Below are 24,773 nucleotides of genomic sequence, written 5' to 3'. Positions count from 1 at the left end.
CAAATACTCCAAAATCGATTCCTTCTCGCTGTGTTCGACACTGGTCCGCCAACGGTGGTCCGGGATCCGGCCGGGTTCGTGGGTTTCGGCTGGTCTCGACGCGAGAGGACTGCAGTACTCGAATGGATAGGGTTCGTCGCACTGTTCGGGGTCGAATTCGCCGCAGATCGAGTAGCCCGCTCTTCATGCAGTTGTTGGCCGCCGCGGTCGAATCCGCGGCCGACTCGATCGCGATCAGCTACAACCCGACCGGCGAACCGGCTGATCAGCGCGAACTCACCTACACCGAGGTGGACGAGTCCTCATCGCGACTGGCGCGGGAACTGATCGCGCGGGGCATTGGCCCCGGCGACGTCGTTGCCGTCGGCTTCACCCGCTCGATCGAATCGGTGCTGGCCGTATGGGCCATCGCCAAGACCGGTGCGGCCTACGTTCCGGTCGACCCCACCCTGCCGCCGGAGCGCAGCGCATATATCGTCGCCGACTCACGGGCGGTGCTCGGGCTCACCGATTCGACACATCGCCCGCGTCTCGGCACCGAAATCTACTGGCTCGACATCGACGATCCGCTGCATCGGGAGCGGATCGCGGCACGACCCGCACATCCGATCTCCTACGTCGACCGGGTAGGCACACCGACCGAACAGCATCCGGCGTACATCATCTACACCTCCGGCTCCACCGGTCGCCCGAAGGGCGTTGTGGTGACGCACACCGGTCTTGCGATGCTGGTCAACGCTCAGCGGGAGCGCTACGCGGTCGACGGCGATTCGCGGGTGCTGCACGTTTGCTCACCGAACTTCGATGTATCGGTGCTCGAGCTGCTGCTTGCCTTCAGTTCCGGCGCGACGCTCGTGGTGTCACCGCCGACGGTGTTCGGCGGCGGCGAACTGGCCGAGCTGCTACGTCGCGAGCGTGTCACGCACATGCTGATCACGCCCGCCGCGCTGGAGTCGGTCGACCCGGTCGGACTCGACGCGTTGCGGGTCGTTGTCGTCGCGGGTGACGCGTTCGGCCCCGGCCTGGTCGAGCGGTGGGCGGTCGCCGGGCGGTCTTTCTACAACGCTTACGGGCCCACCGAGGTCACCATTCTCGCCACGGAAAGCGCCGAATTGGCGCCTCGGCGACCGATCACCATCGGTACCGCCCTGCCGGGAGTCGGTGCGGTGGTGCTGGATTCGCGGATGCGGCCGGTACCCGCCGACGTGGTCGGCGAGCTCTATCTTTCCGGCCCTGCGCTCGCGCGGGGCTACCTCGGGCGCGCGGCGCTCACGGCGCAACGATTCGTGGCCAATCCGTTCAGCGGGGAAGCCGGAATCCCTGGCGTGCGGATGTACCGCACCGGCGATCTGGTGCGGCGCATGTCCGATGGCGCGATCGAATATCTGGGACGCTCGGATTTCCAGGTCAAGATCCGCGGCTTCCGTATCGAGCCCGGTGAGATCGACGCCGCACTGACCGGTCACCCCGATATCGAATATGCCGTGACGCTCGGCAAGCTCGCACCGTCCGGCGCGACCGTACTGGTCTCCTATGTGCTGGCGCGCAACGGCATTTCCATTGATGCCGGAGAACTCCTGCGCTTCGTCGCAGGCTCATTGCCCGGCCATATGGTGCCGTCCGCGATCGTTGTGCTCGACGCGATCCCCTTGTCCGCCAATGGAAAGCTCGACCGGCAGGCCTTGCCCGACCCGGTGTTCGAGGCGGCGGTGTCGCGTGCGCCGGTGGGCGCCGTGGAATCCCGGCTCGCCGAGTTGTATGCCCAAGTGCTCGGTGTGCGGGTCGGGGCGGAGGACTCGTTCTTCGCCGCCGGTGGAGACAGCATCCTATCGATCCAGTTGGTGTCGCGGGCACGGGCAGAAGGGATTCTGTTCACCCCTCAGGATGTATTCGAGCAGCGCACCGTGGCCGGGTTGGCGCGGGTCGCGTCGGTCGGCGCCGAACCCGCGCCCAAGCTCGCGGAGTTGCCCGGCGGCGGTGTCGGGGAAATTCCGCTGACACCAGTGCTGGCCGCCCACCTCGTCGGAGGGAGGTTGTTCGGCCGGTTCACCCAGCAGATGGTGCTGGCCCTGCCCGAGCACATCAACCGGGCGGGGTTGGTGGCCACGCTCGCCGCGTTGCTGGACCACCACGACATGCTGCGCGCACGGCTGTGGTCCGTCGACGGGCGATGGCGGCTGCACACTCTGCCACCGGGTGCGGTGGATGTGGACGCACTGCTCACCCGCGTCGACATGCCCGCGGGACTGGACACCGATGAGTTATGCGGAATTGCCAGTGCGGCAATGGATTCCGCCCTCGACGCGCTCGACCCGGCATCGACGCGGATGATCGCCTGCACCTGGCTGTCTCGACCGGACGGCCGGGATGCGCTGATCATCGCCGTGCATCACTACGTGGTCGATGGCGTGTCGTGGCGCATTCTGATCTCTGACTTGGTGACCGCATGGGCGCAACGCGCTGGTGGGCACCACATCGAGTTGCCCGCGGTCGGCACGTCGTTCCGACGGTGGGCACACGGTCTGGTCGAGGCGGCCGCGGACCGTACCAGCGAGCTGCCGTACTGGCGGCAGGTTATGACCGTGGCTGATCCGCTGCTGGGCGCGCGGGCACTGGACCCGGTCGTCGACACCATGGCAACGGTGCGGCATTTCACCGTTACGGTGCCGGCCGAGGTCGCCCATGCGGTGTTGACCGAGTTGCCGACGCTGTATCGCAGTGGAGTCAACGACGGTCTGCTCGCGGCGTTGGCGCTGGCGGTGCGCTCATGGCGGGCGAAAAGAGGAGTCGATGCCGCGGCGACTCGGATCCGGCTCGAGGGACACGGTCGTGAAGAAGCCGCCGTGGCGGGCGCGGACCTGAACCGCACTGTCGGCTGGTTCACCAGCATGTATCCGGTGGTGCTCGATCTGTCCGGCATCGACGCCGATGCCGCATGGAGTACCGCCGAAGCGACCGCGGCGATGCTCAAGACGGTGAAGGAGCAACTGCTCGCGGTGCCGGATAAAGGCATCGGTTTCGGCATGCTGCGCCATCTCGACACCGATACCTCGGGCGAACTCGACGCTGCGTTGGGCCAGATCGGTTTCAACTATCTCGGTCGGATTTCCGCCAGCGACGTGCCGGAGGCGCTCACGGATCGGAGCTGGCTGCCGACCCCCGACTGGGGCGCACCGGACGCCGACCAGGATCGGGCGATGCCCGCGGCCGCCGTGGTGGATATCAACGCGATCGTCACCGATTCCGATGCGGGCGCACAGATGAATGTGTCGTTCGCGTACGCGTCGGAGATTCTCGACGAGGCCTGCGTGCGGGAGCTGGCCGAGTACTGGGTGGCCGCACTGACCATGCTTGCCGGACATGTACACGATCCGGCGGCCGGAGGCCTGACTCCGGCGGATGTCCCGCTTGTGCGGATCACCCAAGCGGAACTCGATATCTGGCAGCGCGAGCACCCGGGTCTGGTCGATGTCCTGCCGTTGTCGCCCCTGCAGCTCGGAATGCTTTTCCTGACACAACTTTCCGACGATTCGGCAAATTCCTATCTGCTGCAGTTGGCGGTGGAGTTGTCCGGCGTGATCGATCTGGACCGCCTACGGCGGGCGGCGCAGGCGATGTTGGATCGGCATGTGATCCTGCGGGCCGCGTTCCGAACTTCGGTCGAGGGCACCCCGGTCCAGATCGTCGCCGAGGGTCTGACGGTCCCGTGGCGGATCGTCGACACATCCGACACCGATCCGGCCTCACTCCTGGCCGCCGAAGCACACCTCGGGTTCGATCCGACGGTAGCCCCGATGCTGCGATTCACCGTGTATCGCGCGAACTCCGGACGAGTACATCTGGTGTTGACCGCGCATCACATCCTGTTGGACGGCTGGTCGATGCCGTTGCTGATGAAGGAGCTACTGGTTTCCTATGCGGCCGACGGTGATTCGACGCCGCTGCCGCGAGTCAGGCCGTATCGGGACTATCTCGCCTGGCTGGCGCGCTACGACCGGGACGCTGCCAAACAGACCTGGCGCGCAGCACTGGCAGGTCCGACGCCGACTCGCCTGGCCACCATGCTGGCGCCGCCCACGACGGCCGCCGATGGCCACGGCAGCTACGCGGTCGAGCTGTCACCTGCCGAGACAGCGGAGCTGCTGAGGTTCGCCGCCGCAACCGAGGTCACCGTCAATACGGTGGTCCAGGCGGCGTGGGGTCTGGTGCTCGCAGCCTGTGTCGGAGGCGATGATGTCGTATTCGGCGCGGTGGTTTCCGGGCGGCCGCCCCAGGTCGACGGGGTCGACGAAATGGTCGGCCTGTTCGCGAATACCGTCCCGGTTCGGGTTCGGTTCGACTCCGATGCGCCGGTGCGGCAACTGCTGAGTCGGCTTCAGTCCGAACAGGTTTCGTTGCTCGACTGCCACCACATCGGGTTGGCCGAAATTCAGCGCGCCGCTGGTGCGGATGAGTTGTTCGATTCTCTGGTGGCCTTCGAGTCCTACCCCGTCGACACCGAGGGTTTGCGGCAGGCCCACGCGAGCATCGACGGGCTGGAAATCGTCGATCTCCAAGGTCGCAACTTCACGCACTATCCGGTGGCCGTCGTGATCGAGTTGGGCACCCAACTGCATATCCAGGTGCAGTACCGGCGCGACATGATCACCACCGCGACCGCGCAGGCACTCGCCGCGCGATTGCGAGTGCTGATCGGGGAATTCGTCGCGACGCCGGAGCGCACGCCTGCGCAAATCAATCGTTGCTTCGATGATCGCGGCGATCTGATCTCGCAGACGCGCTACTGGCGCACAGCACTCCAAGGACTGCCGGATGAGCTGAACCTGCCGACGGATCGCTCCCGGCCTGCGATCCCCTCCCTTGCCGACTCGTGCGTCGAATTCGAGATCGGCGCGTATCTGCGGCACCGGCTACAAGAGCTCACACGGACACACGATACGACGGTGTTCACCGTCGTACACGCGACATTCGTGGTACTGCTTGCGCGACTATCGGGTACCGATGACATCGCGGTCGCCACTCCCGCCGAAACAAGCGGATCGGTCAACACGGTCGTATTGCGCACCAGGGTACCGGGGGAAATCTCCTTCGAGGATCTGCTCGCGAACGCGAAAGACATTGCACTACGGGCATTCGCACGAGCAGACCTGCCCTTCGACGGGTTGGTGGAATTGCTCGATCCGGCCCGGTCGCCGGCACAGGTGATGTTGTCCGCCGGTGATCTGGCTCCCGTCGCACCCGAATGTTTCGATCTGTCCCTGCACATTCGGGAGAACCGAGACAGCGCCGACATCGCCGCGAGCCTCTCCTTCGCGACCGATCTGTTCGACCGCCGCACCGTGGAGATTTTCGCCGAGCGATTCCTCCGGCTGCTGGCGGCCGCGGTGCAGCACCCCGGGCATCCGATCGGTGAGCTGCCGTTGCTGAGCGACGACGAACTCGCCCTGCTGACCCGCGTCGACGACGATGACGTGCGGGCGCCCCGGTTGCTGCCTGATCTGCTGACTCGTGGAGTCACCTTGGGCCGGGAACGGGTCGCGGTGCGATACCAGGGTCGGTCGATCAGTTATGGCGAACTGGACGACCAGTCGTCGCGGTTGGCGAGAGTCTTGATCGATCGAGGTGTCGGTCCCGAACTGGCGGTCGCGGTAGCACTGCCGCGTTCCTACGAGATGGTGCTGGCGGCCATCGCGATCGCCAAGGCAGGTGCCGCGCACCTGCCCATCGATCCGGGCCATCCCGCGCATCGGGTGCGGCACATGTTGACCGATTCCGGTGCGGCCCTGGGCATTACCGCGTCCGACTATATCGATCAGCTGCCCGACGAGGTGGATTGGCTGGTACTGGACGCACCGGCGACGGCGCTGCTGTGCGCCGACAAGTCCGCCGACACGGTCACCGATGCCGAGCGGATCGTGCCGTTGCGAACGCAGCATCCGGCCTACGTGATCTACACCTCGGGCTCGACGGGCCTGCCCAAGGGGGTCGCGGTAACCCATGGCGGGTTGAGCGATCTGGTCGATCATTCGGTCGGCCAGTACAGCCTCGAACCGCACCACCGGTACCTGCATATCTGTTCGCCGAGTTTCGATCCGTCGGTGATGGAATGGATGTGCGCGTTCTCGGTCGGGGCGACGTTGGTGGTCGTGCCATCGGATGTCATGGGCGGACCGGAACTCGGCGAGTTGCTGCGGACCGAGGGGGTGACGCACACGATCATCACTCCGGCGGTGTTGAGCACGATCGATCCCGCTGGTGTGGACCGGATGGAAGTGCTGTTCGTGGGTGGGGATGTGCTGACCCCGGAGCTATTGGCCAAGTGGCAGCCGGGCCGCCGGTTGTTCAACGCCTACGGTCCGACCGAGGCGACGGTGATGTCATCGAATGTGGAACTGATCGCGGGACAGCACATCACGGTCGGTAAGCCGATTCTCGGTAGCTCGGCGTTCGTGCTCGATTCGCGATTGAATCCGGTACCGCCCGGTGTCACCGGCGAACTGTATCTGGCCGGTGACGCATTGGCGCGTGGCTACTGGAACCGTGCCGGGCTGACCGCACAGCGGTTTGTCGCCAATCCCTGGAGTGGACCGGGTGCACGGATGTATCGCACCGGCGACCTCGTGCGCTGGTACGCGGCACCGGAGCAGCGGGCCGGAAATCTCGCCGTCGCATCGGCGGATTGGCAGCTCGACTATGTCGGTCGGACCGATTTTCAGGTGAAGATCCGTGGTTTCCGTATCGAACTCGGCGAGATCGATACCGTGCTCGGGCGCCACGCCGATATCAATTTCGTGATCACGCTGGGTCGTGAAATGCCCAGTGGTGCAATGGCATTGGTGTCGTATGTACTGGCGGCACCGGGACGGGTCGCGGATCCGGCCGGGCTGCGGGAGTATGCGACCGCGACCCTGCCCGCGCATATGGTGCCGACGGCGATTGTGGTATTGGACCGGATTCCGTTGACGTCGAATGGAAAGCTGGACCGTAAAGCGTTGCCGGAGCCGGTGTTCTCGACGGCGGTGTCGCGCGCTCCGGTTGGAGCGGTGCAGTCGCGGCTTGCCGAGCTCTTCGCGCAGGTGCTCGGTGTGGAGCGGGTCGGGGTCGACGATTCGTTCTTCGCGGTCGGTGGTGACAGCATCATGTCGATCCAGTTGGTGTCGCGGGCCAAGGCGGCCGGGATGCTGTTCACCACGCGGGATGTGTTCGAGCACAAGACAGTTGCCAGGTTGTCTCGTGTCGCCGTGGTCGGTGCGAAGTCGGCGGCCCCGGTGTTGGCGGAGTTGCCCGGCGCTGGTGTCGGCGCGGTCCCGTTGACTCCGGTCCTTGCTTGGTTCCTCGCCAACGGTTCGTTCGGTCGGTTCGCGCAGACCATGCTGCTCGGTTTGCCGGAGGGGATCGATCGCGCGGGTGTAGTGGCCACGATCGGCGCGGTGCTCGACCACCATGACGTGCTGCGCTCGCGGGTGTGGCAGGCGGAAGGGGCGTGGCGGTTCGAGGTTTCGGCTCGAGGCGTCATCGAGGTCGACGCGCTGGTGGCCGAGATCGAGGTGCCCGCTGGTGTCGACGCGGCCGAGCTGAACCGGATTGCCAACGCGGCCATGGATTCCACGCTGGCACGGTTGGATCCAGCCGCGGGCCGGATGATCACGTGCACGTGGCTGCGCAGGCCCGATGCGCGCGACGCTGTCGCCGTGGCGGTCCATCACTATGTGATCGATGGTGTGTCGTGGCGCATCCTGATCCCGGATCTAATGCTGGCGTGGGCACAGCGCAGCGCCGGGCAGCCAGTGGCATTGCCCACCGTCGGCACCTCCTTCCGGCGCTGGGCGCACGGTTTGGTGGAAGCGGCTGGCACACCGGACCGTGCCGAGGAGCTCGCTTATTGGCAGCGGGTTCTGGCCACGCCGGATCCGCTGTTCGGCGTGCGCGCCCTGGACCCGGTCGCGGATACCTTCCAGACCAGGGGCGTGTTCGATATCCGGGTTCCGGTCGAGGTCGCCGAGGCCGTGCTCACCAAGGTTCCCGCGCTCTATCAGGGCGGCGCCAATGACAGTCTGCTGGCCGCGCTCGCGATGGCGGTGCGTTCCTGGCGGGCCCGGCGCGGTCTCGACGCTCCGATCACACTGCTGCGGCTCGAGGGGCACGGCCGCGAGGAAGACGCGATACCCGGTGCTGACCTGACCCGCACCGTGGGCTGGTTCACCAGCATCAGTCCGGTGGCCATCGACCTGTCCGGCATCGATATCGAGGCCGCCCGCGCCGGTGGCGAGGCGACCGCCGCGGTGCTGAAATCGGTGAAGGAGCAACTGCTTTCGGTACCGGATCGAGGCATTGGTTTCGGCATGCTCCGCCATCTGAATCCGGATACCGCCGACGCGCTCGCCGGTGAGATCGGGCAGATCAGCTTCAACTACCTCGGCCGCGTCTCCGCGGCCGCGGTGCCCGAGAACGGGTCGGATGTGGGTTGGCTGCCGACTGGAGAACTGGGAGCCGTTGCCGCGGAGCCGAATCCGGATCTGCCACTGTCCGCGGTGATCGACATCAACACGATCGTCAGCGATACCGTCGACGGCCCGCGGATGGTGGCCTCGTTCACCTTCGCCGCCGCGATTCTCGACGAGGCGGCGGTGCGGGAGCTGGCGCAGGACTGGCTGATCGCGCTCACCGCGATCGCCGACCACTCGAAGCATCCGGCCGCTGGCGGTCTGACCCCGTCGGATGTGCCACTGGTTCGGGTGTCCCAGGTCGAACTGGACCGGTGGCGGCGGAACTATCCCGGACTGTCGGATGTGCTGCCGCTGTCACCGCTGCAGGGCTCGTTGCGGGTGCTCATCGAACTACTGGACGGTTCGGTCGACGCCTACATCATCCAGCTGGCGGCGCAGCTGACCGGCGAGCTGGATATGGGGCGGTTGCGCCGAGCGGCGCAGACGATTCTGGACCGGCACGCGAACCTGCGGTCGGCGTTCGTCCCCACGGCCGACGGGACGTCGGTGCAGCTGGTGGTGGACGGCGTCGAGGTGCCGTGGCAGGTTGTCGACGGTGTGTCCGAGGCCGAGCTCGCGGACCTGCTGGTCGCCGAGCGGCGACGCGGATTCGATCCGGCGGTGGCACCGCTGCTGCGATTCACGGTGTACACCAACGACTCCGGGCACGAAAAATACAGCCACCTCGTGTTGACCGGACACCACATTCTGCTCGACGGCTGGTCGATGCCGCTGTTGATGAAGGAGCTGCTGGTCCTGTACGCGACCGGCGGCGACACGTCACTGCTCGCACCGGTCCGGCCCTACCGCGACTACCTGCGCTGGCTCACGCAGCAAGACCGGGAGGCCGCGGTACACGCGTGGTCACAGGTGTTGACCGGCGCCACCGCGACCATGCTCGCCCCTGAACTGGCCTGGCCCGAGGCGGTCGACGACGGATTCGGCGTCTGTGAATTCGATCTGTCGACCGAGCAGACCTCGGCGCTCACCGCGTACGCGGCTACGACCGAGGTCACCGCCAATACGGTGATACAGGCAGCGTGGGGTCTGGTCGTCGCCGGTAGCACCGGACGCGACGATATCGTCTTCGGCGCGACCGTCTCCGGCAGACCGCCGCAGCTCGACGGTATCGGCGACATGATCGGCCTATTCGTGGATGCCATCCCGGTGCGGATCCGGTTCGATCGCGGCACGACGGTGCGAGCCCTGCTGGCTGGATTGCAGGCCGAGCAAGCGTCGCTGTTGGACCATCACCACCTCGGACTCGCCGCGATCCAACGCCTCGCCATCTCGCTGTGCCTGACTACGCAAGCTCCGTCGGCCGCCATCCCCGGGGACGAACTGTTCGACACAATGCTGGTCTTCGAGTCCTACCCGGTCGACGCCGCGGGGCTACAGCAAGCCAGCGGCGCCATCGACGGGTTGCGGATCGAGCAAATGCGCGGGGCCGACTTCACGCACTATCCGATCACCGTGGTGGTCTTCCTGGATACCCGGACGCTGGTGCAGGTGAAATACCGGCGCGACATCGTCGCCGACGAGACGGCACGGGCCGTGGCCGATCGGCTGCGCCGCGTGCTCAGTGATCTGATCACGAACCCGGACCGCACCGCGGCCGATATCGCGCTGCGGTGCGATACCGAATCGGCCGATCCGATCACCCGATCTCGGTACTGGCGCACGGCTTTGGCGGGTCTGCCCGATCGGCTGGAGCTGCCGACGGACCGGCCACGCACGGCGGTGCGGTCCGATATCCGTGGGCAAGTCGCGTTCTCGGTGCCGAACGAGGTAGGCCTGGGTCTACGACGGCTTGCGCACACGGCGGGTGCGACATGGACCGCGGTGGTGCGCACGGCATTGGCCGTAATGCTCGCGCGGCTATCGGGCGCCGACGACATCGCGATCGGCACTCCGACGCCCGGCGGCCACCGCGCCGAGCTGGTGCTGCGTAACCGCGTGGATCGGTCCGCACGCTTCGCCGACCTCTTACCGGAGGCGTACCAGCGTGAACTGCAAGGGTTCGCGCACGCAGGTATTCCGTTCGACGAATTGGTCGATCTGCTGGACGCGCGGCGGTCGCCCGATCGGCATCCGCTGTTCCAGGTGGCTCTGTCGTTCCAGAGCCCGCCGGATGCGGTAGGGGATCTGGCACTGTCGATCTCGGCCGCGACTGGCGACTCGGACCGAATGCACGGCGAAATGTCTTTCGCGCGTGATCTTTTCGATGACGGTTCGGCGCAGCTGCTTGCCCGGCGGTTCGTGCGAGTGTTAGCCGCGGTCGTGGACGAGCCCGCGGCGCGGGTGAGCGATCTGCCGCTGTTGGTCGACGACGAGTACGAGTGGCTGACCCGGATGGGCGGCGGCGCCCCCGCTACTGTCGGGATGCTGCCGGAGTTCCTGACCCGAGGAGTCGGTTTCGGGCGTGATCGAGTCGCGGTGCGCGACGGGGGGCGGGCGTACACCTACGGTGAGCTCGACGAGCTGTCGTCGCGGCTGGCGCGCGTATTGATCGAGCGAGGTGTCGCGCCGGAGACGGTGGTGGCGCTGGCGATGCGACGTTCGTACGAGATGATCGCCGCGGTATGGGCGGTCGCCAAGGCCGGTGGCGCGTATCTGCCGGTGGATCCGAACTATCCGGTGGACCGGGTGCGGCATATGGTGGCCGATTCCGGTGCGGCCGTGGGCATTACGGTCGCTGCACCGGCCGGTCTACCCGACACGGTGGATTGGCTGGTGTTCGACGATCCCGCGCTACTCGCGCGCTGCGCCGCCCACTCGGCGGCCGCGGTGACCGACTCGGACCGGCGTGCGCCGCTGCACATATCGCATCCGGCCTATGTGATCTACACGTCGGGATCCACAGGATTGCCCAAGGGGGTCGCCGTCACCCACGCCGGGCTCGGCGCACTCGTCGGTCACACCGTCGACATGCTCGGACTCGGGCCGCAACATCGGATGCTGCATGTGTGTTCGCCGAGTTTCGACCAATCGATCGAGGAATGGTGCAGCGCCTTCTACAGCGGCGCCACCCTGGTGATCGCCGCGCCGGATATCGTCGGCGGCAGCGAACTGTATGACCTGCTGCGCGGCGAACGGGTGACCCATACGATCATCACCCCGGCGCTGCTCGGCACTGTCGACCCCGTCGGCCTGGATGACCTGGCGGTGGTGTCCGCAGGGGGCGAGGCCACCACCGCCGAACTGCTGGCCAGGTGGCAGCCGGGTCGGCGTTTCATCAACGGATACGGTCCGACCGAGGCAACGATCGGCGCGACCTATACGACTCTGCTTGCGGGACAACGCATAACTATCGGCCGCCCGGTACCAGGTGGGTCGGTGGTGGTGCTCGATGAGCGGTTGCACCCGGTGCCCGCGGGTGTCACCGGTGAGCTGTATCTGGTGGGCCCGGCGCTGGCGCGTGGCTATCACGGGCGTTCCGGCTCGACGTCGGCACGTTTCGTCGCGAGTCCGTGGGGTCCGCCGGGCGACCGGATGTACCGGACCGGTGATCTGGTCCGATGGGTCGAGGTACCGACTGCCGCGACGACCGATTGGGAGTTGGAGTATCTGGGCCGCACGGATTTCCAGGTGAAGGTCCGTGGCTTCCGCATCGAGCTCGGGGAGATCGACGCGGTGCTCGCCGCGCACCCCGACGTCGACTACGCGGTGACAGTCGGGCGCGAAAACCCCAGCGGGGCCACGATTCTGGTGTCATATGTGATGGGACGGTCGCTGGATCCGGATCAGCTGGCGCGGTGGACAGCGCGGAGCCTGCCTGCACATATGGTTCCCACGTCGGTTGTTGTGCTCGACGAGATTCCGTTGACCGCGGTCGGCAAGCTCGACCGAAATGCCCTCCCCGAACCTCAGTTCACGGCGCGCACCTACCGGGAGCCGTCGACGGAGGTGGAACGGATCGTAGCCGGTGTCTTCGCCGAAGTGCTCGGCATCGAGCGGATCGGCGTCGACGACAATTTCTTCGAATCGGGCGGCAATTCGCTGCTTGCCACGCGGGTGACGGCACGTCTCGGCATGGCCGTGGACGCCCGCGTTCCGGTACGTGTGCTGTTCGCCGCGCCGACTGTCGCGGGTTGTGCGCGGGAGGTGGCCCAGCTCACCGGTACCGGGGGCCGCCGCGCCCTGGTGGCGGGCCCACGGCCGGAACGTATTCCGCTGTCGCCGGCACAGCAACGGATGTGGTTCCTCAACAGGTTCGATCCGGACTCGACCGCATACAACATTGCTGTCGCGATCCGTTTGACCGGTGAACTGGATATCACCGCATTGACGCAGGCCTTCACCGACGTCGTTGTGCGCCACGAGATCCTGCGAACCGTATATCCGCAGCCAGCTGTGGTCGACTCGGGCATGGCGGATCCGGTGCAGGTCGTCCTGCCTCCCACGCACTCCGACGTACCGCGACTCGAGGTCAGCGACATCGGTGCCGCCGAGGTGGAATCGGCTGTGCTGGAACTGGTTTCGACGACTTTCGACGTGACTGTCGAGGTGCCCGTCCGCGCTGTGCTGTTCCGGGCCGCGGACGGCGAATTCGTACTGGGGATGGTGGTCTTTCACATCGCGGGTGACGGCTACTCCGGCGGCCCGCTCACTCGTGATCTAGCCTCGGCATACGCGGCCCGGGCGCAAGGGCGGGCCCCGGATTGGTCGCCGCTGGCCGTGCAGTACGCGGACTACACAGTATGGCAACGTGCCTTGCTCGGTAGTGCGGACCAAGCGGGTTCGCTGGCAGCCGAACAGATCACCTACTGGCGACGCGCCCTTGCCGACCTACCGGATGAGCTCGAGTTGCCGAGAGACCGACCGCGGCCGCCGGTGCAGTCGTTCGTCGGCGGCCGAGTGGAGTTTCGCATCGATGCGCGTGCGCATGCGGCGCTGGCGAAGTTGGCACGGGCCGAGGACGCCACGCTGTTCATGGTGGTCCATACCGCATTGGCGGTATTGCTGGCTCGATTGTCGGGCACTGACGATATCGCGATCGGTACTCCGATAGCGGGCCGAGGTGAGGCGGTGCTGGACGAGCTGATCGGCATGTTCGTCAACACCCTGGTGTTCCGCACCCGGGTGGATGCGGGTGCGAATTTCACGGAGTTGCTTGCGCGGCAACGTGATATCGACGTCCAGGCGTTCGCCCATGCCGATGTACCGTTCGAGCAATTGGTCGAGGTGCTGAATCCGGTGCGTTCGACGGCTCGGCATCCACTGTTCCAGGTGGGGCTGTCATTCCAGAATCTGGCCCCGGCCAGGATGGAGTTGCCGGGCTTGACCGTCACAGCATTGGAAACGGATCGACAGCTGTCGCAATTCGATCTGCATGTGATCATGGCCGACAGCTACGACCAGAACGGTGCGCCGACGGGTATCGGCGGCTTTTTCACCTACGCCGCGGATCTGTTCGACGAGTCGACGGTGCGCGGTTTCGTGGACCGCTTCATGCGGGTGCTCGATGCCGTGATCGCGGATCCGCAGGTGTCGGTCGGTGCTATCGATCTGCTCGCGACCGAGGAAAGTACACGGATCCTCACGGTGTGGAACGACACCGCGCACCAGGTGCGTACCGCTACCACGTTGGTGTCACTGCTCGACCAGACTGTCGCTGCCACCCCGGAGGCTACGGCGTTGGTCGCCGCGAATGGTACTCGGATCACCTACGGTGAGCTGGATGCGCGCGTGAACAAGCTTGCGCGATATTTGATTTCGTTGCACGTGGGCCCGGAGTCCCGGGTGGCATTGGCTATTCGGCGTTCGGTGGATCTGATCGTCGCGATGTATGCGGTGAGCAAGGCCGGTGGTGTATACGTTCCGGTCGATCCGGATCAACCCGCGCAACGGACCGCCTACATGCTGGAGACAGCGGCACCGGTTTGTGTGCTGACCAATTCCGATGCGGGTTTCGGGACCTGCGCTGCGCCGGTGGTGCTGCTGGATCGACTGGACCTGTCCTCGGTGGACGCGGCTCCGATCACCGACACAGAGCGGATCGCGCCGTTGCGCGCCGAGCACGCGGCGTATGTGATCTTCACGTCCGGTTCTACGGGCCGCCCGAAGGGGGTCGCGGTCTCGCATGGTGCGATTGTCAATCAGTTGCTCTGGAAGACAGCGCAATTCGGATTGACCGTCGATGACGCGGTCTTGTTGAAGACGGCGGCGACGTTCGATTTGTCGGTGTGGGAATTCTGGTCGGCTGCGGTCTGCGGTGGCCGCCTGGTAATTGCCGCGCCGGATGGCCACCGCGACCCGGAATACCTGAACGAACTGATGGCACGTGAGGGTGTGACCACGCTGCACACGGTCCCGTCGATGCTGGAGGCATTGCTGACGGGTCGGCTGCCGGACTCGTTACGCCAGGTGCTGGCTATCGGTGAGACTTTGCCTGTCGCGCTGGCGCGCCGATTCGCGGCGGCCGCGCCCGATACATCGCTGTACAACCTGTACGGCCCGACCGAGGCGGCGGTGTCGATCACCTGCCATCAGGTGCGCAGGTTCGATGAACCAGCGGTGCCGATCGGCGGACCGGTGTGGAACAGCCAGGTATACGTACTGGATTCGCGGTTGCGCCCGGTTCCGGTCGGTGTCGCGGGCGAGTTGTACTTGGCCGGAGGACAGTTGGCGCGGGGCTACTTCGGTCGCGCTGACCTGACCGCGGATCGCTTCGTCGCCAACCCGTTCCAGCCGGGTACCCGGATGTATCGCACCGGCGATCTGGTGGCATGGAACCGCGACGGCGAGCTCGACTATCGGGGCCGTGCCGATTTCCAGGTGAAGATCCGCGGCTTCCGGATCGAACTCGGCGAGATCGACGCGGTACTGGCCGCCCATGCCGATGTGGATTTCGCGGTCACGGTCGGCAGGGAGAATTCCGCTGGGGCAACGGTTCTGGTCTCGTACGTGGTTGCCGCCCAGGACCGGGTGATCGATCCGGATCGGCTGATCCTCTGGGCCGCAAGGACCTTGCCGTCCCATATGGTTCCCACGACGATCGTCGTCCTCGACGCTGTCCCGCTGAGCCACGTCGGCAAACTCGACCGCGCGGCACTGCCCGAACCGGAGCTCGGGACCCGCGCGTTCCGCGCACCGACGACCGCGCTCGAGACCATGGTCTGCGAGATCTTCGCGGATGTACTGGGTCTGGATCGGATCGGATTGGACGACAACTTCTTCGAACTCGGCGGCAATTCCTTGATCGCGACCAAGCTGACGGCGCGATTGAGCGAGGCGATGGCCGAGACGATTCCGGTGATGTGGATGTTCACCGCCCCCACCCCTGCGGGCATCGTCGCGGAGTTGCGTGTGCGCGGCACCGAGGGTGCCGGTGCCGATGCGGCATTCGATGTGCTGTTGCCGCTGCGGCTTTCCGGCACCGCCGAGCCGCTGTTCTGCATTCATCCGATCGGGGGCATCGCGTGGTCGTTCGCCGGGCTGGCAGCCCATCTCGATGCGGATCGTCCGATTTACGGACTACAGTCACCCGCGCTGAGTTCGGCGGACCCCCTGCCGGATTCGATTGAGGATTGGGCGCGGCACTATGTCAAACACGTTCGTGCGGTACAACCTGAGGGCCCCTACCACCTGCTCGGCTGGTCACTCGGCGGTGTGCTCGCCCATGCCATGGCCGTCCAACTCCAGGATGAGGGCGCACAGGTGGCGCTGCTCGGCATGATGGACAGTCGACTCGACAATGCCGCCGTCGCGGGGATCGAGGTTGCGGTGCCAGAACTGCTGGGTGGACTGCTCGGCGCTCGAGCCGCGGAATTCGGCCTCGACGAAACGGTGGATTTGTCTCAGCTGGCACAGCGGTTGAGCACGCTCCCCGAGCCGTTCGCATCCTTCGGGGCCGCGCGGATCGAACGGGTCGTGACCGCAGCGATCGGTTCGGCGGCCCTCAATGCGGCGTACCGTGCCCGCTCCTTCCACGGGGACCTCGTCTACTTCACCGCCGCCCACGATGATCCGACGGGTTCCGCCGGCGCCGCGACCTGGACTCCGGCAGTGGCGGGTTCCGTGCACAACCATCCGGTGGCCACCACACACTGGCGGATGACCACCGATGCGGCGCTCCGGCGCATCGCGGCGGTCCTGCACGAGTGGCTGTGACACCACACGAACCACGACAGCTCGTCATCCTGCTCTGCTGTTGACTAGGCGGGTGGCGATCCTTCGTGCCGTGGGGTGAACGCGGTCAACGGTCGGCTACCGCCTAGAGGGTCGTACCGGTCCCGAGATCGCCCAACCGGGCCGAGGTCAGCAGCAGGGCGTCGCGTCGATCACGTCGTGTCTCGGCTGTGGATTGGAGCCCGCATCGCGGGCGTGATCGCCTCGGCGGGCAGGCGTCGCGATTCGCCGAGCCGGTCCAGGTAGCTATGCTGACAATTTGCGAGCTTTCCCCTCAGCGTCTGATCTACTTTTGAGCGATACCTGATCACAAAGCGATGGCAAATGAATAAGGTATAGATCAGCAGGTCATAGGGTTTTATACGGCAGTCGGCCGCAGGGCTCCAGAACTGGCTCGAGTATCGCCACAAGTTTGCGCAATGCTGGCCGAGGCCGCAGAAGACCGGATGCAATCGCTGGGCAACCTCGTCGCGCCGGGCGCTTTGCTGTCCACACCCCAGCGCTAGATCGTCAACCTCACAACCATTAGGAGACTATCCATGCTGCTGTCCAGTTTTCGCCGCGCGTTCGCCATTCCGGTGACCTGCGTACTCGCCGCGACCGGCACGTACCTGGCCGCCGGTTGTGCCAGCGAGCCCGGCACCGACAGCTCAGCAGACAACCATGCTTCGGCTGCGACGCCTGCGTCGCCGCATCGGAGTGCCTTCACTTTCGGTGCCAGCTACGGGACGACCGTTGCTGCCGACCAGGCCGGGCATCAATGGGCACCTGCCGGCTCCGCCGTAATCACCCCTGGAATACAGACCTTTACCCAAGGTGCGGTCCAATGCACGGCGAACTACGTCTTCGTTGATGACACCGGCCATGTGTACATCGGCCAAGCGGCCCACTGCGCCACCACGGGACAGGTCACCGATACCGATGGCTGCACCGCCGGTAGCCTTCCCCTGGGAACCGACGTGGGTTTCAACCGCAGTTTCTCGCCGGTTTCCAGCCCGGCGACCACCTCCACCGGTCGACTCGCGTACAGCAGCTGGCTGACCATGCAGGAAATCGGCGAGAAGGACCCCAATACCTGCGCCTACAACGACTTGGCGTTGGTGCGGCTCGCGCCGGAGGACGTCGGTAAAGTCAACCCGAGCCTGCCGCACTGGGGTGGCCCGATCGGCCTCAACACCACCGGCACGAATGCCGGCGACCGTCTCTACAGCTACTGGAACTCCCTTCTGCGTGGCGGAATCGCCGGACTGTCCCCCCAGATCGGTGAAAGCAAGATCGACGATATCGCTGCCGGTGGCTGGACCCACGCATTTGTCGCCCCCATCCCCGGTATCCCGGGCGATAGCGGCAGCGCCTTGCTCGACCCCGATGGCTATGCGCTCGGCACGCTATCAACACTTGCCATTTCACTTCCCATCGTCAACAACGTCGGTGACATCAGCCACGAATTGGCTTACGCCCGAGCACATTCCGGCATTTCGGGCCTGCGCTTGGTGCTCGGCACCGAACCCTTCACGCCGAACCGCTGACCGGACCTGCCGAACTCGACCGCGACGACACCGGCCCAGCCGTTGGCACGGGACTCGGCTCGGCCAACGGCTTATCCTGACGCGCGATTCGCTCTAGAATTGCTGGATATTCGACGCGTCTACCTGATCGAAGGCGATGTGCACCCGGTGTGTCGAGGGTGCCGCGATCGTGCGCCGGTCCTACGACGGCCGTGCGCAGAACTGCGATACGAGGACAGCTCGCCATGACTGATGTCGACTATTGCGTGATCGGTGCAGGCTTCGCAGGATTGACAGCCGCACTGCGGCTGAAACAAGCAGGTCGATCGGTAGCGGTGCTGGAAGCCCGCGATCGGTTGGGCGGGCGCACCTGCACCGAAGTGCGCGCCGACGGATCGTGGATCGATCGAGGTGGTGCGTGGGTAGGACCGGGGCAGGACCGGATCCACGCGCTGATGGACGAGTTCGGGGTACCGAGTTATCAGCAGTACACCGACGGCGAAGCCATCATCCTGGTCGATGGCAAGCAGCACCGCTACACGGGCACGATTCCTTGGACGATGAGCCCTTGGGCGGCAATGAACCTCGGTGCGGCGTTGTTCGAGTTGGGACGTATGGGCGAGTCGGTTCCCCTCGATGCGCCGTGGGCATCGAAGCAGGCGGCCAGATTGGACCAGCTAAGTCTCGCGCAGTGGCTGGATGACAACGTGTTGTCCAGGCCCGCCCGTGACCTGCTCGAGACCGCCGTGGCCGGCTGCTACACCTCGGCCGCATCGGAGGTGTCGTTACTGTTCGTGCTGTACCAGATGGCATCGGCGGGAGGGCCGAACTTCGTCCTCGGTGTCAAGGACGGCTCGCAGGATGCTCGGCCGGTCGGTGGTATGGGTGCGATCTACCGGCCGATGGCGGCCGAGATCGGCGACTCGATCCACTTGTCGCAGCCGGTCCGTCGGATAGAGCGGGACAGTGCCGGCGTAACGGTGCGCGCGGAGGAGTTGGTCGTGCGTGCGCGTCGGGCGATCGTGGCGGTTCCCCTGGCCATCGCGAGTCACATTCTCTATGAGCCCATGTTGCCGGTCGATCGATCGTTTCTGCATCAGCGGATGCCGAGCGGCTCGATCATCAAGATTGCCGCCGTGTACGACGAGCCGTTCTGGCGCCACGACGGACTGTCCGGGCAGTCGGTCGTACCGGGGTCACCCGCGACCATCACCATTGACGCCTGCACGGATACCGGGCGACCCGGGATCCTCTGTGTCATCGTTGAGGGCCCCATCGCGCGGCAGGTCGGACAACTCGACGAGGCCGAGCGAAGGAAGACGGTACTCGGTGCACTGGTCGAGCGGTTCGGCGACAGGGCCGGCTCCCCGATCGACTACGTCGAGCACGACTGGACCGTCGAACGGTACTCCGGCGGCGGGATGCTCAGTCACGCACCCACGGGAGTGCTCACCCAGTTCGGCCATGCTCTGCGTGAGCCGTGCGGCCGTATCCACTGGGCCGGAACCGAGACTTCTGCCGTCATGTGCGGTTGGGTCGACGGAGCCGTTCGCTCGGGAGAACGGGTGGCACGTGAAGTGCTAGAGCACGAGACCGTGAGCGCCGTCTGAGGACGGAAACTATCCGGCCGGATCACCTTCCTACTATCCGGCAGCTCACCCGGCCTGTCTGTCAGTCGGCGAATTGGTATGTCGCGAAGATACCTTTGTGGTCGCTGCCCCACTGCGCGGGCGAGGCGAGGAAGTTGTCCTGGGTTGGTTCATGGCGTCGAGTACCGCGCACGATGGACCCGCGCGGGCCGATGATGCCGACGGCAGACAGGTGCAGCGCGGCACCATGAGCGAAAATGTAGTCGACACGGTCACGTTCGTCGGCCTCAGGAGCCCAGGCGAGCTCGCGGACATCCACGTCGAGGTTGTCCGAGGGCCAGGTCAGTCCGGGATGGGTGGCCGGGTCCGGATACATCGATCGGTAGGCATCGATGAAACCGGCTTGCCGCAGTCGTCGAGTGGTCTCCCACGCCATCACCACACCGTTGTGGTCGAACGACTTCGCTGTCGCGGGCGTCCAATCCAGCAGGGACGGCTCGTTCAGGTCGCCCCCCATGATGACCGAAGCCCCCTCGGCGATCTCGGCTTTCGCGTCGGCGAGAAAGTCGCTGATGACATCCGGGCGGCCCGAGGCCGCGTTGATGCGTCGGATCACGGCAAGGTCGGTCACCGGACCGTCGGGCAGCTTGTTCCACTCGTGCTCGGCGAACTCACCCGGCGCCGGGGTTCCGGGTCCGTACCCACGGGGCAGGTTACAGGCGTACCAGCGATACTCCAGATGCGCGGAATAGACGGTCAGGCGCTTACCACCGATGTTCAACCGCGCCTTGACCATCCATTGCAGATCGGCGCTGTCCTGGACCGGAAACACCGACAGAATTCCGGTGTCGTGCGAGGCAATGGCGTTGAATTCGCGCCCCCGCCGCATCAATTCGGCCGTGACGGCCGTGGTCGCTTCGGTTGCCTCCGAAAGCAGCACGATCGAGGCCTGCGTCGCGATGATGAGATCGGCGAGCAGCCCGATGCCATCGAAGACCTTGCTGCCGCTGTGCCATGTGTTCAATGCCAGCACCCGGATCTCGCGTGGCCCGGGTGCGGCAGCGGAAATCTTCGAACCAGCCGCCAGCGCTTCGCCCGCCGCTGCCCTTGCCGACCCCGAGTCATCATCGCGTCGCCTCATCAAACCATCATCGCTCCATCGAGATGCCGACCATTGTCAGCCGTGCCCTTGCCGCACATCCGGGGTCGGATGAGGGCCTACGGCGGTGAGGCCCGGCCGCGGCCTCAGTCGCGACGCCTGCCTTGTCGGTAGGGGGCTCGACCTCGACCGCTGACCTCCACCGCGCATCGACCTGTCCTTCGCAGGGTCCGGTTCGGTGTAGACCACGGTGGCGTGGCTCTGCGTCGCTTCTCCAGGCGACGACTGCACCGTCGGCGGGCGCGTCGACAATACCGATGTTTGTCGGCTACCTATTCGATGAGCATCAGGTTGTCGGCCGATGTCTGCTGCACAACCGCAACTTCCAGCTCTTATCCCCGATCGAAGGACAAAAAAATTCATATGATCGCACGCAGAACAATTCGAGGGTTTACCGTCGCATCATCGGCCGCAGCGGCCGTCATCGCTGTCCCCGCCCTGGCCGAGGCCACCATCATTCCCCCCAGCAGCGCAGCCATCACCACCGCGGGCGACACAGTCACCGCGACATTGCGTCAGATCAGCACCGATCTCGCCGGCGCCACCGTGCAATGCACTCTGATGATCGACGGTGACCAACAGCAGAATTCGCTGTCCACGCGCGAGCCCGCCCCAACGGACTTCACGCTCAACCGAACTGTGACCGTGGGCGACCATCTCGCCATCACCTATTGCGCCGACTTCCCTGCCGACTCCGATACGCCCAGCTCGTACCCAACGCTGGCCTGCGCCAAAGTCACCATGCCCGCTGGAACCGTCGAATCCCTGCCGAATGACCGCTGCTTCCTGCCCAACTGACAACCACTGCGCATCGACCCGAAACCCCTTCCGCACGAAGCAGTTTCGCAGACAGGCCGCAACCACGGGAACGGCAATCGGGATATCAGCGAATTGACGTGGCGAGCGTGGCCGGCGAGACCCAGAACCATCCCGACGACCGCCAAGACCCTTTGGCGATATTGCGGACCACCTGATGGCTGCCTTCGGCGCTTTGAACGCACCGACACAGCGACACGTCGTCATCAGTAGTCAGTACGGCACCCGCCCCGGCGCCCAACGACTGTCTCGAGTCACGATCAGGAACTAGCTGATCACAAGGTTGACGCGGGACGGCGGAACCTCTTCAGACTGCGCGCTCATGCTGAGTTCAGGGCATTCGAGCGTGTACACGATCTCGGCTGCCGATGAATTTCGGGTGCACCCGTCGTCGAGACCTTTGGATATACCGACAGACAGGAATCCAGACATGACGAAACCGTTTCGATTCGGGGTCGTTGCCCCGCTGAGAACCGACCTGCCGACGTGGCGAGATCACGTGCGCCGCATCGCCGACAGCGGCTACTCGACGCTGCTGGTGCCCGATTTCCCGCTCACGCAACCGGCGCCCGGCCCTATGCTGGCCACCGCCGCGGCCCTTACCGACCTGCGTGTGGGCACCTGGGTGTACGCCTCCCCGTTCCGCCCGGCCTGGATGACGGCGTGGGAAGCGCACTCGCTGTCGCTACTGACCGACGGTCGCTTCGAGATGGGCATCGGCACCGGCAGACCGGGAATCGAGGACGAACTCCGCGACAAGGGACTGCCCGTCGGTCCGCCGAACGAGCGGCTGGACCAGATACGCGAGACCGTCAAGGCGCTGCGGGATCTCGACGGCCCCGACCTGCACACGCCTGTGGCGATGGCCGTACTCGGTCCGAAGGCTCGGGCGCTGGCGGCCGACGTCGCAGACACGGTGACCTTCGCGCTGGGGGATCAGCCTCGGGTCGAAGTCGAGCGACTGGCACGCGACTTCCGCACTAGTGGAGACCTCGAGCTCGCGCTCGCCGTGCCGGTTATCGGCGACACTGTCGCGCCGCACATGGCACCCCCCGACACCGACCCTGCTGCGCTTCGCGCGGCGGACGCACTGACCGTACTTCCGGATGACCCGGCGGCCGCCGCCGAGGAAATCCAGCGGCGGCGCGAGGAGATCGGTTTCTCCTATTTCGTATTCGGCGCCGACTGCGCGGACAAGTTCGCTCCGGTCGTCGCCGAGCTCGCCGGACATTAGTTGGGCGGCGAGCGACGATGTGGGTGCGCCAGTGCAAAAGTGCACAGCGATACCGATGTGCGGTGGCTACCTACGACGAAACGATGTCCAGACCGTACTCCGCACATCGAATAGGAAGACAGCCATGACCAGACGCAAGGTGACCGCGAATATCAGCCTCACCCTCGACTGTCGCTACAACGGCCCCGGCGGGCCTGCCGACATGGGCGCGATCGTCCCCTACGCGACTACCGACGTCGCACGAAACCACATGAACCGCATCTGGGAGAACGCCACCACGGCAGTGCTCGGCCGTCTGAATGCCCAAGGGTTCCTTGGATTCTGGCCCTCGGTCGCCCAGGACGACAGCGCCGATCCACGCGACCGCGGCTACGCGAAATGGCTGGTCGATACCGAGAAGGTGGTCTTGTCGAGCACCCTGACCGAAGCGCCGTGGGAACGCACCCGCATCGTAAGCGCCCCCGCCGCCGACGTCGTCACCGAACTGAAGACCACCGGCGAAGGTGACATCCTCGTCAACAGCAGCGCGAGCATCATCAAACCGCTCCTCGCGGCGGACCTGCTGGACCGGCTCTATCTCATCATCTGCCCCGAGATCGCCGGAGGCGGCCAACGCCTCTTCGACAACGGCCTCCCGGCCTCGAAATGGCAGCTCGCACATCAGGAAACCGGGGACCTCGGCGAGGTCGCCCTCATCTACGACCGGGCACGCTGACCCCCGAGACCGGCGAACAGTCATGCGTCACGCAGCGCCGGCGCTACTGCCTACCGCAGTACTTCCATCAGATCCTTGCCGATGGCCGATATGGACCAGCGCGGCCTGGGCGAGACTTGCTCGATTTGCTACGAAATCGTATAGTACGAAATCGTGGTAAATGAGGATCAGCAGTTGTCTGTTCTGCTCGAACTGCAACGCGCTACGCACGCTACCCTGCAGGTGCTCACGTCCGAACTCGCGGATTCGAAGTTGAACCCGTCGGAGATCAATGCGCTCGCCAATCTCGCCGACGGCCGCAGCCGCACCGTCTCGGAGCTGGCTGCCGAGGTGGGTTCTCGGCCGACGACATTGACCAGCGTCCTGGATCGCCTGGAACGCCGCGGCCATATAGACAGGGTCACAAAGGCGGGAGACCGCCGGGTGGTACTGGTCGAACTCACGACATCTGGGCACACGGTGGCACGCGCGATCCGCCGGAGAATCGCCGATCTCGAGCGTCGCGCTTTCACCGGCCTACCGGAAGGTACGATCGCCGGTCTGCGCGCCGGCTTACGCGCCCTCGCAGAGGTCTCCGTATGAACCAGCATCGCGACACCCGTTCAGATTTCGATTCACTTGTGACGCAGATAGTTTCGGATACGGGTCGATTCGGCCACCGCGAACACCTACTGCTGACCTGGCTGACCGTCCGCGGCCACGGCGTCGCGGCAGCTATCGACCTGATCGGTGATGGCCTTCGCCGCACAACCCGCTACCAGGGAGTTCCGCGCAAGTACAACGCGACGGTCAGCCGAGCCTGGGTGGAGTCGGTCGGCTACCACATGGCCGAACACCCCGACGATGATTTTCTGGCTTTACTCGCACGGAATCCGGCCCTGCTCGACAAACGTCTCCTGACGAGGTTCTACCATCCGGCGACCCTGGCCACCGGGGAGGCCAGGACCGGTTGGGTACCACCCGACCGCGCTCGCTTTCCTTGGATGTGAGCACACGAAACCGGGGCAAGATCAGCGCAGGCCACCGCGGGCACCTCCGCGACCGCTCCCCTACTCCCCGCAGCGCGGTAGGTCTCCCAATGCTTCCCAAGGATGTTGCCGCACTTGCTCACTCACCACCAACAACTCAGGCAACTT

9 protein-coding genes are annotated in these 24,773 nt (G+C 65.5%); 8 read left to right on the top strand and 1 reads right to left on the bottom strand.

The window, feature by feature from the left end:
• The first annotated feature begins 185 nt into the window (after nucleotides 1-185).
• From ACIBG0_RS05605 to ACIBG0_RS05595, 3 genes are all read left to right on the top strand, one after another.
• Nucleotides 186-16,598, top strand: coding sequence for an amino acid adenylation domain-containing protein (locus ACIBG0_RS05605; RefSeq protein WP_397029519.1), 16,413 nt, complete (start codon nucleotides 186-188; stop codon nucleotides 16,596-16,598).
• A gap of 557 nt (nucleotides 16,599-17,155) precedes the next feature.
• Nucleotides 17,156-18,145 (top strand): hypothetical protein, encoded by a 990-nt coding sequence (locus tag ACIBG0_RS05600; protein ID WP_397029517.1) that lies wholly within the window; start codon nucleotides 17,156-17,158, stop codon nucleotides 18,143-18,145.
• A 224-nt stretch (nucleotides 18,146-18,369) separates the two neighbouring features.
• Nucleotides 18,370-19,734, top strand: coding sequence for a flavin monoamine oxidase family protein (locus tag ACIBG0_RS05595; RefSeq protein ID WP_397029516.1), 1,365 nt, complete (start codon nucleotides 18,370-18,372; stop codon nucleotides 19,732-19,734).
• 61 nt (nucleotides 19,735-19,795) lie between these two features.
• On the opposite strand, the gene ACIBG0_RS05590 is transcribed toward ACIBG0_RS05595, so the two are convergent.
• On the bottom strand, nucleotides 19,796-20,854 hold the full coding sequence (locus tag ACIBG0_RS05590) for an endonuclease/exonuclease/phosphatase family protein (RefSeq protein ID WP_397029514.1): 1,059 nt from the start codon (nucleotides 20,852-20,854) through the stop codon (nucleotides 19,796-19,798).
• Nucleotides 20,855-21,235: 381 nt separating this feature from the next.
• Between ACIBG0_RS05590 and ACIBG0_RS05585 the strand changes: the two genes are divergently transcribed.
• From ACIBG0_RS05585 to ACIBG0_RS05565, 5 genes are all read left to right on the top strand, one after another.
• Nucleotides 21,236-21,670 (top strand): hypothetical protein, encoded by a 435-nt coding sequence (locus ACIBG0_RS05585; protein ID WP_397029512.1) that lies wholly within the window; start codon nucleotides 21,236-21,238, stop codon nucleotides 21,668-21,670.
• A gap of 448 nt (nucleotides 21,671-22,118) precedes the next feature.
• Nucleotides 22,119-22,922, top strand: coding sequence for an LLM class flavin-dependent oxidoreductase (locus ACIBG0_RS05580; protein ID WP_397029510.1), 804 nt, complete (start codon nucleotides 22,119-22,121; stop codon nucleotides 22,920-22,922).
• 124 nt (nucleotides 22,923-23,046) lie between these two features.
• On the top strand, nucleotides 23,047-23,637 hold the full coding sequence (locus ACIBG0_RS05575; RefSeq protein ID WP_397029508.1) for a dihydrofolate reductase family protein: 591 nt from the start codon (nucleotides 23,047-23,049) through the stop codon (nucleotides 23,635-23,637).
• A 174-nt stretch (nucleotides 23,638-23,811) separates the two neighbouring features.
• Nucleotides 23,812-24,219, top strand: coding sequence for a MarR family winged helix-turn-helix transcriptional regulator (locus tag ACIBG0_RS05570; protein WP_397029506.1), 408 nt, complete (start codon nucleotides 23,812-23,814; stop codon nucleotides 24,217-24,219).
• A gap of 38 nt (nucleotides 24,220-24,257) precedes the next feature.
• The gene (locus ACIBG0_RS05565) at nucleotides 24,258-24,626 is read left to right on the top strand and encodes a hypothetical protein (protein ID WP_397029505.1); all 369 of its coding nucleotides are present in this window, start codon (nucleotides 24,258-24,260) and stop codon (nucleotides 24,624-24,626) included.
• Nucleotides 24,627-24,773 lie beyond the last annotated feature (147 nt).

Origin of the sequence: Nocardia sp. NPDC050630, assembly GCF_044457245.1 — a bacterium.
GTDB lineage: Bacteria > Actinomycetota > Actinomycetes > Mycobacteriales > Mycobacteriaceae > Nocardia.
Note: the sequence above shows the minus strand (reverse complement) of the source record. Positions and strands in the feature narration are given on the sequence as shown.

Bases quoted from the DNA above. Each gene is read 5' to 3' on its own strand.
- ACIBG0_RS05605 (WP_397029519.1), top strand. From the start codon at position 186: ATGCAGTTGTTGGCCGCCGCGGTCGAATCCGCGGCCGACTCGATCGCG.
- ACIBG0_RS05600 (WP_397029517.1), top strand. From the start codon at position 17,156: ATGCTGCTGTCCAGTTTTCGCCGCGCGTTCGCCATTCCGGTGACCTGC.
- ACIBG0_RS05595 (WP_397029516.1), top strand. From the start codon at position 18,370: ATGACTGATGTCGACTATTGCGTGATCGGTGCAGGCTTCGCAGGATTG.
- ACIBG0_RS05590 (WP_397029514.1), bottom strand. From the start codon at position 20,854: ATGAGGCGACGCGATGATGACTCGGGGTCGGCAAGGGCAGCGGCGGGC.
- ACIBG0_RS05585 (WP_397029512.1), top strand. From the start codon at position 21,236: ATGATCGCACGCAGAACAATTCGAGGGTTTACCGTCGCATCATCGGCC.
- ACIBG0_RS05580 (WP_397029510.1), top strand. From the start codon at position 22,119: ATGACGAAACCGTTTCGATTCGGGGTCGTTGCCCCGCTGAGAACCGAC.
- ACIBG0_RS05575 (WP_397029508.1), top strand. From the start codon at position 23,047: ATGACCAGACGCAAGGTGACCGCGAATATCAGCCTCACCCTCGACTGT.